Here is a 13,608-nt window from a genome sequence, read left to right on the forward strand (position 1 = left end):
CGGCTTAATTATACATAATTTTGCAGCATGCAAGCTTTCCTTAATGGTTGTTTAAATTTTATTCGCAGAGAACACACCGGCGATGCGCTCCGAAATACATTTGCAACCTTTGTTCCTGGATTTTCTATAGTAATCTTAGGAGGAGATACAAAAGTAGCAATCGCGACTAGCGTAGGCGCGCTCTTATCATCTTTAACAGATCTTCCAGGTATCCGTGCGGATAAATTGCAGTCTGCCAGCTGGTGCATTTCATTTTTCTTTGTTTCAGCATTGGTAACAGAAGTAGTCTTGACTAATCCATGGGTGCTCACGATATGGCTGATAGTTGCTGCTTTTAGTTGCGGGATGTTATTTTCGTTGGGAACACGCATTGCCAATGTTGGTGTGCTCACGCTGATTTTAATCTGTTTTACGATTGGACTGCAACCGGGCAAGGCTTTCGACTGTAGTTTATACATCGCATGCGGCACATTATGGTACTTTTTAATCAGCATCATTCAATCCTACATACTTCCTCAGCGTTCTCTATACTATGCCATGAAGGAAAGCTATAGTGGAATGGCAACCCTGCTGCGTGCAAAAGCTGACTTTTACGGTAAAGACATCGCAATAGTTGACATTTATAGAAAAATCAGCAAGCTTCATGTTATCGTGAGCGAGCAACAGGAACATGTAAGGTCTTTATTGTTGCGGGAAGAAAGTCTGCTCAGATCAGATAATTCTAAAGGACAACATTTGCTGCAGCATACCTATCGTGTGATTGATCTTTATGAACTGCTAACAGCAATTGATCATGATTACGATCATATTCGTCAGGATTTAGATGCCGAATCATCATTAAGTCCGATTAGAAAAATCATCATGCTCATGGCTGAACTTATTGATGCACTTCATCTGCCTCTAAAAAAATACCACAAGAAAGAACAAATTTTAGAGGCTTCCATTCGCCTTCACTTGGCAGAATTAGCACAATCATCGGATAGGCATAAGGCTGAACCAGGAAAAATCCTGAAAGCGACTACCCGAAATATCAATGAAATCATAGAGAAAATCTTCAGTTTAAAAACACTTGAAGTCATCCAGTCCCTGCCGGAATCTGAAGACTCAGTTTTTGACTATACCAAATTTATTCCCGGTGTCAGTGTAAGATGGAGCACAATCAGGACTCAACTGACATTTAAATCGCCTGTTTTTCGCTTTTCAATTCGCCTGGCGATGCTATTTGGAATAAGTGCCATATTTGGTTTCTTAATCTTTCAGGCAAAATATTCATATTGGTTATTGCTTACTATAGTCATTGTAGCCAGGCCCACCTATGCAGTTACCCAAAGACGAAATTACCAACGCATCGTCGGAACAATTCTTGGTTTGATCATCAGCATGTTTATTTTATTGCTGCTGGGCAATAAAGCAGTTCTGCTAAGCATAGTCGTCATTAGTTTATTTGGTTTCTTTCTTTTTAACAGGCCTAATTATTTGGTAAGTGTTTTGTTTGTTACCATAGCCGTACTGGTGTCTTTACTTACATTTGAGGGTGCCAGCCTGGAATTATTTAGTAGCAGAGCCTTATTTACGTTGCTCGGAGCCTTGCTTGCGCTTTTAGGGTGGTTTGCTGTCCCTGTCAGACAAAGCAAGGGAATCATTAGTTTAAAAGATGCTGTAGTGGAAAGCAACACCGCATACCTCGAAACCATAAAGTCAGGTCTGGAAGCGGATAAAGTTGATCTTTTCAGTATGCGCCTGGATCGTAAGAAAGCGCACATTTCTTTAGCCACTTTTTCTGAAGCCTTTCATCAGCTACAAACTGAGCCAGGGAGAAAAAAGACAGATTTTGACAGGCTGTTTGAGTTCCAGGCACTGGCCTACCGTACGAATTCGCTCCTTATTGGTCTGTCATTGATGATAGGAAAAAAGCGGAATCTTCCTGACTTTCAGTATTCGCGAGATCGGATACTCCAGCTCGAATCTCTTTTAATGGAATTGAGACGAAATCAGCAAGACTAGGAAAATCCGGATTGAAAAACTATGAACAACATTTATAAGGTGCTGGAATATCAATCCAGAGATCTTTTAGTGTATACTGACAAAAAGCATGGGTGGATCAGGAATAAGGATGCTTTATTTTAATAATGTTTTATTTCCAGTCAAATTTAATTTGTACCATTTCTTATATGTATACAAAACAGCCTGGTGGTCGCCTTTATGTTGATTCACATCGACGGCTAAGACTTTTCCTTTAAAATGAAAAGCTACATTTCCTTTGAGTATGGTATGCCCCACTATAATACGCTTAGCCTCAAATTGGCGCAGAATGTGATCTATAGCACTTTCTTCAATCAATGGCTCTACAAAATAGCCCCTATACCAAAACAGACCAATGGTTCCACTGTAGATACTCCTTATCGTGTCGTTAGAGACTGCGTTTTTCAGATTTTTCCAACCATAATAAGGTCTTGAAATTTTATTCAGCTGTTCTACATCTAACCCCATTTTTGCAATTTCTACTGAAATACCTGCATGAAGGCATAAGTTTTCCCCAATTTTCTCGATCAGGTTTTTACTTCGCAACCATCTTCCCAATTCAGTATTTTCAGTAAAAAGATCCAAATAAGATAATCCCATGGCCTCAGCATTTTTTAAATACTTTTTCTCCAAATAACGTAAATCACCGGCCATGTTCATCATGTCATGATTACCTAAAATGGTATGTACATACCCACCTTTTTCTCTGGCTTGGTCCTCAAGCTTATACAACAACCATAACGTAGCCGTAACATCCATTCCACGGTCAAATAAATCGCCGCACAAAACCAAATGTCCTGTCCCAAAAATCCATTCATATTTTTCATTGATGACTTTATTAGCCAACAACAAATTTCTAAAAGCATCAAACTCGCCTTCGACATCTGAAATGACAAACATTTTTTTTGGTTGTTCCCATATGGACATTTCGTTTGCGATCTGATCTCTAAGTCTAACTTTGAAATTCTTGGTGCTGTCATTTGAAAACCTGATATTTAACAGTAAGTTCTTTCTTTCACTTTTATGAATGCTGTGCGAATAAACTGTGGTCTTCCCATCAGTACTTAATTTCGTTTCCTTTACAAGGATAGTATCTCCCTGATATAACACGTAAGGACCATCTATTAGGTTTTCATGCTCTTGTGCGTGGCTCATCGTTGCAGAACAAAGAATAGATGTCAAAAATGTGACCTTTAAAAAACTGAACATATATCTGAAATTTATAGTTTAAATCTAGTATTCCCGCGTGTACCCGACCCGGGAGAAATCTAAAGTGATCGTACTGAGACATAGATTTCTCCCTTAGGTCGAATTACAAATTTCTTACCATGAGGTGTGAGCAGTACCTCTGCCCACCTTACCAATCAGGGAAACTCCTGTCTTCTCACCACTGTTATCCATAACGAACATACCGCCCAAACCATTGCTTAAGTAGCGGGAATCTTTCCAGGACCAAACAAATTTAGGTTGCGAACCGGGATTTGGATCAGCAGGTATATTATAGATGGTACCACCAGAAGTAAAGGTACTGGCAGGATAAGTACCTGTGAAAAATTTCTCCAGCTTGGTAAATCTTCCTCTGACAGTGTTGCTGGACGATGAACTTATGTACCTGAATATGGTCACACCATTTGCATCCAAACTCACCCCAAAGTTCATTCTAAGATAGCTTGTTGCATTCGTATACACTCTCACCTGCAATACATTATCGCCGCCAGTCGCTTGCCAAACAAGCTGAATGAAAGATACCGGGGTTGTTGAATAAATGCTATACTCCGCGGCAATAGCATCCCATATCGCCTGGAAATTGGTTGACTTACTGGCATCTAAAACAGTAATAGAGTAATAAGCTTTGTTGTCGGTATCTAAACCGAAACTATCCAGAAAATTAGGTAAGGGTAATATGGCAACAAGAGAAGATTTTATAATATACTCTTTACCTGTAGCATCGTAAACGGCCATAGTGGCCGCATCTTTCCATTTAAAGCTTACAAAAGTAATATTTCCCCAAACCAGACCTCCGTTTACCACCGTTATACCTTCTGCATTAAAAGCATATTTCTGTGTTACCGAACTTATTGTTTTTCCATCGCCAGATACGCTTGCGAAAATAGTTCTCTTTCCCGCGGTTAGGGAATTGGAAACATCAATACTTAGTGCCACCTTTTGTGTAGAACTGCCAGAAACCACTTCGATATAGGGGTTACTTATGGTTTCAAAGAAATTCTTAACCTTGTTAATCGCTGTTTTATAACCATCAACTGTGCTGTAAATTGTCTTTTCAGCGACAGTAGCTTTCAATAAAACCAATGGCTGACGATAAGCTCTTCCTATGAAAATAATGCTGTCACCGTTAGTTCTTTGATAAGTAAACTCTACATCACTTTTATACCCAGTACCTCTAACGCCACCAAAAGACGATGGGTTGGGGTCAGCTAACATTGAAATGTAATTATAAGTATCAAAAACCAGATCTGCACCTAGTCCTGTTTTAACTCTAAATGTCGATTTTCCAAGTGCCGACGAGGTATTGTCATTCAAATCTCCATACATAGTCACTTCCTGGTTGGCACCAAAATTCATGTAAAATCCGTAGCCTCCACCATCAAGCGTTGACAAAGTAGCAACCCAGCCATTTGGGGCCGACGTCAAAACTGCATTAACTTCTGCTATCGAAGCAGCCATTCTTTCTTCTGGCTTTTGACCAAAATTAGCAACGAAAGAATCTTTTGTACAACCTGCAAAACCTAAGCAAGCCATAAATAAATAAAATAATTTTCTCATAATTATAACGCTTGACCTAATGACCCAAAAAAGTAATTTGCTGACGTGCCACTTACATACATGCCTCCAAATTTATTATAGTTTGCATTATCGATTGTAGCAGGCATCCAGTTCACAATAAATGTTTTTCCGGTTAAATAAACTTGGATTGAACTCGTAAAACCAGCCGTAAATAAAGCCGCATTTGCATAGTTGCCTGTGGTGCCGGACTGGGCAATTTTTACAAAGGTAACAGCTCCTGTTGTGGCATTTATGGTATAAGAAAATGTATAATCGGCAAACAGTTGCGTACCGCCCGCTGCAGGTGTGTAAGCAGCCCTCACTGTCAGCGCGGTAGTAGATTCAAACCTAAACTGCACATAATCCAGGTGGTGTTTCGCAGATGAACTCTGAGCTAGAACAGCCGCTTTAAAATTGTTGTAAGCAGTTGTAAAACTATCGGACATCGGATTTGATGTATAAATAGGATCTTCCAAATTGATGGTCATTGTTTTAAACAAATTCTGTCCGAACCAATAAGGCAAGCCTGCTGTCTGCAATTTGTAAGTATTTCTGACCACATTTTGAACCTCTCTCTGCAATGCTCTGAAATCAACACCCAGGTTAATGGTGAAATATTGTTCAACACTTGCCTCTTTAGCTTTTAGAGCTGCCCTACCTATTGCCGTCGCCGCATTTGCACGTGCGTCAAACCAGGCTTGCCCAAGTACCAATAAGTGAGAAACCGTTTCCGCAAAGTCCTCACCTGGCTGGTCTGTAGCATAAGGGGACACGTAGCCATTATCACGTGCTGTTACATCAGCAACGCTCGACCAACCTGCATTGTATGTAGCTTTAGTAATGGTCTGAAAATCGGTAGGCATTGGCACCAACTGATTTAAGATATGCGTAAACTCGTGGTGGATTGTCCTCAATTTCCTGGTTATAACGTCAGCATTATTCGGATCAAAATTATTTACATCATAAAGAGTAACCCTTCTGCCTGCAGAAGCAGTAGCTAAAATTACAGTTCCACTTGTCTGATAAGCTGCAGAACCAAAAAGCACCCATTCCTTTGGCAGCATCCTTTTGATAAATGCACTTCCGCCAACAGTTTTATATGGATTGATAAATCCTTCCAGCACGGTTTGCATTTGGGGTTGTACCTTATCGGGATTTGCCGGACTTATTACTTTATCATCGTCTTTGTAAAAATCACTATAGCGATAAACTACTGCCATATTATAAGGATCCAAAAAAGTTGTTTGTATCCATGTCTCTAATGGTGTATTTGATGTAGGGTTATCTACATATTGTTTCAGATCTATATTTACTGTATCTTCTTTTTTACAAGATGCAATTGCAATTAACAGCAATAATCCTGCAAATATTTGATTAAAAATTCTTTTCATAATATCAAACTTTAAATTATCTAGGATTCAATGCGACGCCAGAAAGTGTGGCTTCTTGTGGTATCTGGAATACCCGTCTATTATCATCAGCCTTTAACTCCATAAATGTCTGGTTTCCTTGCGAATCGTAAACATTATGTATTACTGTGAACCTGTGGCGTAAAATATCAAACCACCTAATCCCTTCTTGTATAAACTGTGCCTTTTTAGTATCTAAAATCAATTTGATGACCCCTTCTTTTTGATTTGATGTACCATAGTAACCTGCGATTTTAGGGAAAGTTGCAGCATCGGTACTGGTATATCCCAATACACTATTGGCCAGGATAATGTTAACATCATCAAGCGCTTTACTGTACTGTCCAAGTTCGGCATAAGCTTCTGCCCTGTTTAATAAAGCCTCATCTGTAGTTAATGCTGGTGACATCATATAGTGTATACCAGTGTTTGCAACCTGGTTGGTCACATAAAAATAATTAGGATACTTATAAGAAAAATAATTAGGTTTCCCCGACTCGCTGATCTTATTTGCAAATCTTTTACCTGTAATATTACCTGTATTAGAAAACATGTCGAACAAAGTCTGTCCAAATCCATGACGTGGTGTCGTGTTGCGATGGTATTTCGTATAAATATTAATGAGCAACAAATTGTATTTCTGATCGGAGCGTGTAAAAGCAGCTCTGGCATCGGCAGAGCTCATTGCAGCCAGGGTGCTGTTTGTCGGCCTGACAATAGTTGCAAAGCTTTCTGTAGAAATTAAAGATGCATTGTCTACCACCTTTTGCCAATCGCCTTTAAACAAATAAAACCGAGAGGCAAAAGCACGTGCGGCAGCAGGTGTGAAATGATATTTTGGCACCTTATAGGCCGCTGCTGAAAGCAGAGCCATACCTTCGGTTAGATCTTTTTCTATTTGCTGGTAATTTGAAGCCACCGTACCTCTGCTATATTGCTTAATAGCCACAGTTTCAGGCTCAGTTATGTAAGGTATACCTGGCGAATCATTTGTAGCCCCAATTACATAGGCTTTTGCATAAAATGTAACCAGCATAAAGTGTGCATACGCTCTTGCCACCAAAGCCTCGCCTTTATATGGTAAAGCTGCATTTCCCAAATTATTTTTTTCAATCGCCTCTAAAGCATGGTTCGCTGAAGCAATTGCCTGATAACAGGTGGTCCAGTAGTTCGTTGTAGTTCCTCTGCCTGTACCTATTACGTCTTCCCAAACATAGGGCTTATCGGTAATCTCATCAAGATCGCCCACGCCAGTACCTTTATCTTCAGCATTGTCCGAAGCTGATTCTGCAAAGGTATAGTAATCGCCCTCAGGATAAGCTGTCGCAAGCAACTGCGCAACTTTTTCAACCGAATTGATTTCTGTCCGGTTATCCGGTACAGTATCCAAATATTTTTCGCACGATACCAGCGAGAGTACAGTGATAAAAGCCATGTATTTTAATATATTAATTTTCATGATGTATATTTTATTAAAATCCAACCTTGAATGATAATGTATATTGTTTGGGAATAGGCAAAGCAACCCCTCCATTTCCAAAAAACTCCGGATCCTGACCATTTAATCTCCTATCAGCATATAGCAGTGCAATGTTGTTGCCGACAAAAGAAACCTGTGCATTTGAAGCACCTAACTTAGATACTATTTTTTTAGGCACTTCATAGCTTAACGATATTTGTTTAAATCTTATAAAATCACCTTTTGCGATCCTTTCTGACGAAAAATTGTAGGTATTGTAAGGATAACGGGGAGATATAATATTGCCACCGGCATCAGTCACAGCTACTGCCGAAGTATAAGGATCTAAAAGTGATGGAATCGTTGTAAAAGCTTCATCACCCGGCTGCATCCATCTGTTCAACATAGATTTTGTCATCGAATAAGTATCTGAATAGTATGCTGAAAAATCCGGAGATAAACGAACGTAATTACCGGTTGCAAATGTAAACAAGGCAGACAAGCTGAAATTCTTATAGCTAAATTTGTTGTAAAATCCGCCGGTAAGGGTTGGGTCGGTTGGGCCTTCATATTTTAGGTTAGCAACATTCTGACTTTGTAAGTATACGTAGGGATTTTTATTTCCATTCTCATCAATAAAAGTTGGATAGCCATAATTATGGTCTAACCCGGCAAATTGGATAGAGAACAAACTTCCACGCGAATAGCCTACAATAGAACCTCCGTTATCCCTTACTAAATCGATGATGCGGGGAGTGTTTTGTAATTCGGTAATTTTATTTTTGTTATGGGCTACATTAAATTGGGCCCTCCAATTAAGTCCCTGGCCTTTGATGGCATTCGCCCCTAAAGTAAGCTCAATACCATTGCCTTTCATCTTCCCATAATTTGCTGTTTTGATAAATTCTCCACCGATGCCCGAAGTCCTAAGGCTGCCAATTAAATCGTAAATATTTCTTTGGTATAAATCAACAGTCAGGTTAATCCTGTCTTCTAAAAAGGCTAAATCGAACCCTAAGTTGGCTTCTTTCAGTTTTTCCCAGGTGAGCTCCGAGTTAGCTAAACCAGAAATATAGGTGAGGGTTTCACTTTCATTTGCATAAGGCCTGCGACTAAGCCTGTTGTAAAAAACGGCATCAGTATTATCCGCATTACCAATATTTGCGACCAAACCATAGGTAGCCCTAACCCTTGCCGAGGATATAAAATTATTCTCTTCCCAGAAATTTTCATTATCTATATTCCATGCTCCCGAAATGTTCCAGGTTGGCAACCACCTGGCCGAACGGCTGGCACCCATTAAGTTCGAACCATCATAGCGGGTTGTAGCATTAACGCTATATCTGTCTTTATAAGCGTAAGCCCCCCTCATTGCAAAAGCAGCAAAACGATCTGCGCCATACCGCATGCTAAAATAAGGAGCAGCTCCTTCCTGACCTTGCTTAAAATAGAGGTAACTTGAATTGACTATCCCTCCGTTGTCATATTGATAACCAACTCCATCAAACCTGGAATATTGACGGTCGATGTATCTTACCTCCATTGAGCCAAAGAAATTTACACGGTGATCATCATTTATTGTCTTATCAAACTCCAGGTTCTGTCTGAAATAGTAATTTTTTAAATCATCATTGGTCTGGTTATAGAAACCACCCTCTGGCAATACCACTACAGGCAACTGAGTCAAGTCATCAGGGTTGGTATATAAAAATGGGTTATTTCCAATTGTGGTTGCATCTTCAGCAGCTCTAAACGCCATAGCCATATTAGAATGATCCATGATATAATGCTTACGGCTGGTTTTTGCATATCTATATGCACCATCAATAGAATAAGTTAAAGAAGGGATAATTTTATATTTTAAACCTCCCTGCACTTTTAAGTCGATTTGCCCCAATTCCAGGTAGTTATTTTTAAGCTCATTTAAAATATTAAACGGTGCGTAGTTTCTGGTAAAAAAATCTAAATTTCCGTTTTCGTCATACAGTGTCAATGCCCTGCTTGAATTTAAGGCATATGAATATGGATTGATGTCGAAACTCCTGGAAAAAGTTCCATATACCGCATCGGTTACCCGTGTTAATGTCCCTGGAGCTCTTTGATCGCGGATAGAGCCGCTAATGATAAATTCTCCGCTAAACTTGTCATTCAATTTAAAGTTTGTCCTGAGGTTAGCCGTAAAACGATCTACATTGTTACCAAGTGTTTGTCCGTTATCATGCAGATAGGAAGTCGAAGCGTAGGTCTGGAATTTTTCTGTACCTGAAGAAAAACTCATCGAATGCTCTTGCATCAGGGAATTTCTAAACAATATATCAAACCAATCTGTATTGGCATTTGCATACCTATTTAAAAAATTAGCACGATCCATTGCTGTATTTTTTAAAGCATAGGTATCGGTAGCCGGGTTATAATCATATAGTGCATTATACATTTTATAGAATGGTCCGCCATCAGCCGCTCTTGAAGCAGAAGTATGCTGAAAATAACCTTTATTCGACATCTCCATCATCACCGACATTTGGTCTGCAGAATTTAAAACGTCAAAATTGTTGTAACTTGGTTTTAAATAAGTAGTAAAATTGCCCGTATAATTAATGCGCGCTGCTCCGGAAGATTGCTTACCTTTTTTGGTAGTAACTACAATTACACCATTCATTGCACGTGCGCCATACATTGCTGTTGCAGCGGCATCTTTCAAAATATTAAAAGATTCAATATCATCAGGGTTTAAACCTGCAACCGACGAGCCTATTAATGTATTTGCATCACCTGTAGATAATGCGTCGTTGGAAATATTCACAACGTCTTCCAAAATTATACCATCTACAACCCAAAGTGGTTTGTTATCCCCGGATATTGAAGTGGCACCACGCACACGGATTTTTGGAGCAGCACCAAATGTGCCTGATACATTTTGCACCGAAACTCCTGCTACCTGCCCTTCTAGCATTCTGCTGACATCAGGCACACCGCTACGTTCTGCATCTGAGGCTTTAACCTGCGTAGCCGAGCCGGTAAATAACTTTCGATCAATATTTTGATAACCGGTAGATACAATGTTTACCTCCTTTAGCTGTGACGAATCTTCCTCTATCGTAGTATCTATTCTGATTCTGCCATTTATACTGATTTCAATGGTTTTATGCCCCAGGTACTTAAATACCAATACAGCATCTTCCGGTGCTGTAATCTGATATTCGCCTTTTTCATTTGTGATTACGGTAGTATTGGTTCCTTTAATGGTGATATTTACACCAGGCATTGGCAAACCATCACTTTTACTTTTTACAACACCCGTTATTTTAATAGCTGATGCCGCTTTAAAATAATCAACTACTTTGTCAATAATTGATTTCTCTTTAGGTTTTATTACAATAGTGTTATCTTCGATGGTATAGGTGAGCTCCCTTCCCTGCAGTATTTTGTCCATCAGCCGCTCTACCTGGACATTATTAAATCCTGCGTCAACAATAGACCGGCTGTGTATCTTGTCCGTAGAGAGCAATACGTTGTAACCCGCCTGTCGTTTAATCTCTTTAATTACTTTCTCAAGCGTTGCCTTTTTTTCTTTTATAGTTACTAACTGTCCAAAAGACGCAGCACTTACCTGAACCAGGGAAACAAGCAATATTACCGTTAACAATTTCATAATAAGCAATAATTTTGGTAGGTATGCGAAACGCCTACTTAGAATTTTGGTATAATTTTTATACATTAGACAATCTGTTTTGTTTATAAGGGAATTATCGATAGTGTCGCCACTAATCATAATTCACGGTTAATTTCAATGGTTAATTCCTAGTGATATGCCAATATTTTTAGGAATACTTTAAAAAACAGATACATTAAAAAAGGGGTGCGGAAACACCTCTTTTTTTGTATTTGAGTTTTTTATGGAGGGGGGAGCTTAAGTTTTATGGTCTTTTTTCATTTTTGTTTAGTTTGGTTGGTTTATGATTTGGTTATCTATCTTTTATAAACAGTAATTTTATTTTTATCCACTTTAAATGTTACTTCTCCAGTTTGCTCGAATTTACTTAGTACTCTGGAGACATTTTCGAAGCGACTGATACTTCCGTAATAGATCACATTTCTAGCTTCCGCGTTCGCGTAATCAATTTGGACATTGTACCATCTTGCAATTTTTCTCATCAAGCTTTCTAACGATTCATTATCAAAAATAAATTCACCATTTTTCCAGTCAATGACGGTATTAACATCAACATCCACTACGTTTAACCGGGTACCTGCCAGCATAGACTGCTGCCCGGGCCGAAGTATTTGCTGAACAAGGGATTCAGTAGTGTTGCTAACCTTAACACTACCCTCAAGCAATGTAGTTCGGATGATCGGCTCATCGGCATATGCATTAATATTGAAATGCGTACCCAATACCTCTACCTGTTGCCTTTCATTTTTCACAATAAACGGACGTTTTTTTTCTTTGGCCACCTCAAAGTATGCTTCTCCTGAAACGAGCTCAACTACCCTATCCGATTTATCAAAGGCCGATGGAAACTTAATCGTAGTAGCAGCATTCAAAAACACTTTTGAACCATCTGGAAGCGTGAATTCATAAGTACCGCCGCGTGGGGTGCTTGCAGTAAGTAAGGTAGCTCGTTTAGTCCCGGATTCTAGAAAAATTTGCTTCGCAGCTTCTTCTAGGTCAGGATGACGACCGCCAGAGTCAGGACCATCATTGTATGCTATTTTACCATCTCCGATCATTACCCCAGTCTTTGCGTTACTTAAATTAATCACCTCACCATTTGTCAGGGTAATCGTAGCTTTATTACCCCCTGGCTTTATGTCAATTGCATATTGTGCGTTTCCGGAATTCCGGCCTTCGCCAGCATAACGAGCCGTATAGTACAACCACACCCCTAGCGTAACCGCAGCCATTGCAGCTGCTATTCCTAATTTATTCCATAGACTCCAGACACTTTCAGTCGCTACGTGATGAATCCTGTTTTGTATCCCCTGATAAACCTCAACAGGTACCGAAATCAGTAGGGCATCTTCCGGTTTTTCCAGCTCCTCTAAAATCAGTTCATTGAGCATACTGATCCTATCGGTATGAAAATATTCTAGCAACTGTTCGATTTCTAAAGCGCTGCATTGATTATTTAAAAATTTTTGAAATAGTTTGCTGGTTTCTCGCTTTGTTTCCAAAATTCTGTTTTCATGCTATTACGAATGAAAAAGCAATTCCCTCTGCTCTGCTTAAAAAAAAATAAAATAAATTTAAATGGATGTTAAAGTTACGGCGATAAGCGCAATCAGTGCCGTATCATTTTTGCTGATGTATTCTTTTAGTGTCTTGGTAGCTTTTACAACATGGTCACTGATTGTTGACACAGAAATACCCAAAAGCTCACCCACCTCCTCATAAGATTTACGTTCCAGCTTAATCAACATGTAGATCTCTTTCCGCTTTGGCGAAAGGGTATCCATCGCTTTCATTAGTATCTGCCTACGTTCGTCCTGCAATTCATCTTCAAAAGCATATACATACTCTGTCGATTCCCTGACAAACACTTCAATCATCTTTTTATCAAAGGCCACTCTTCTATAAAAGTCGGTTACCAAATTTTGAGTGATCCGGAACAAGTAGGCTCGAAATGATTTTTCAGCATCGATCTGGCTCCGCTTCTCCCATATACGTACAAACAAATCCTGCAAAAGTTCCTGGGCAATAGCTTCATCTTTAACAAGCCTAAGCAACTTCTTATACAACAAAGGACTATAGATCACATACAATTCTTCAAAAGCACGCTCCTCACCCAGTTTTAACCGGCCAAGTAGTTCTGCTTCCGTGTATAAGTAATTTATTGACATATAATAACCACGGCAATTATAGCTAAAATAACGATAAGATGCCATAATCCTCATCCTAAACCTTCAGCTACACTAGGTTTCTTCATCAAGGCC

The 13,608-nt window shown here is 39.3% G+C and carries 8 protein-coding genes; 1 reads left to right on the top strand and 7 read right to left on the bottom strand.

From position 1 onward, the window contains the following. The first annotated feature begins 27 nt into the window (after positions 1 to 27). Complete coding sequence (locus R2Q78_RS20105) at positions 28 to 2,004, top strand: FUSC family protein (protein ID WP_316794351.1); 1,977 nt, start codon at positions 28 to 30, stop codon at positions 2,002 to 2,004. A gap of 114 nt (positions 2,005 to 2,118) precedes the next feature. On the opposite strand, the gene R2Q78_RS20110 is transcribed toward R2Q78_RS20105, so the two are convergent. From R2Q78_RS20110 to R2Q78_RS20140, 7 genes are all read right to left on the bottom strand, one after another. Then, positions 2,119 to 3,177, bottom strand: coding sequence for a metallophosphoesterase (locus tag R2Q78_RS20110; RefSeq protein ID WP_316794352.1), 1,059 nt, complete (start codon positions 3,175 to 3,177; stop codon positions 2,119 to 2,121). Between the two features lie 168 nt (positions 3,178 to 3,345). Continuing rightward, a complete protein-coding gene (locus R2Q78_RS20115) occupies positions 3,346 to 4,806 on the bottom strand; it encodes a DUF4302 domain-containing protein (RefSeq protein ID WP_316794353.1) in 1,461 nt (486 codons plus the stop codon). Positions 4,807 to 4,808: 2 nt separating this feature from the next. Then, positions 4,809 to 6,197 carry a substrate import-associated zinc metallohydrolase lipoprotein gene (locus R2Q78_RS20120; RefSeq protein WP_316794354.1) on the bottom strand — a complete coding sequence of 463 codons (1,389 nt, stop codon included), beginning with the start codon at positions 6,195 to 6,197 and terminating at the stop codon, positions 4,809 to 4,811. 16 nt (positions 6,198 to 6,213) lie between these two features. After that, positions 6,214 to 7,674: a RagB/SusD family nutrient uptake outer membrane protein gene (locus tag R2Q78_RS20125; RefSeq protein WP_316794355.1), complete on the bottom strand. Its 1,461-nt coding sequence runs from the start codon at positions 7,672 to 7,674 to the stop codon at positions 6,214 to 6,216. A 13-nt stretch (positions 7,675 to 7,687) separates the two neighbouring features. Next, positions 7,688 to 11,326: a SusC/RagA family TonB-linked outer membrane protein gene (locus R2Q78_RS20130; protein ID WP_316794356.1), complete on the bottom strand. Its 3,639-nt coding sequence runs from the start codon at positions 11,324 to 11,326 to the stop codon at positions 7,688 to 7,690. A gap of 317 nt (positions 11,327 to 11,643) precedes the next feature. Next, on the bottom strand, positions 11,644 to 12,771 hold the full coding sequence (locus R2Q78_RS20135) for a FecR family protein (protein WP_316794357.1): 1,128 nt from the start codon (positions 12,769 to 12,771) through the stop codon (positions 11,644 to 11,646). A gap of 150 nt (positions 12,772 to 12,921) precedes the next feature. Further along, positions 12,922 to 13,515, bottom strand: coding sequence for an RNA polymerase sigma factor (locus R2Q78_RS20140; protein WP_316794358.1), 594 nt, complete (start codon positions 13,513 to 13,515; stop codon positions 12,922 to 12,924). Between the last annotated feature and the right edge of the window lie 93 nt (positions 13,516 to 13,608).

Origin of the sequence: Pedobacter frigoris (assembly GCF_032678645.1) — a bacterium.
Lineage (GTDB): Bacteria > Bacteroidota > Bacteroidia > Sphingobacteriales > Sphingobacteriaceae > Pedobacter > Pedobacter frigoris_A.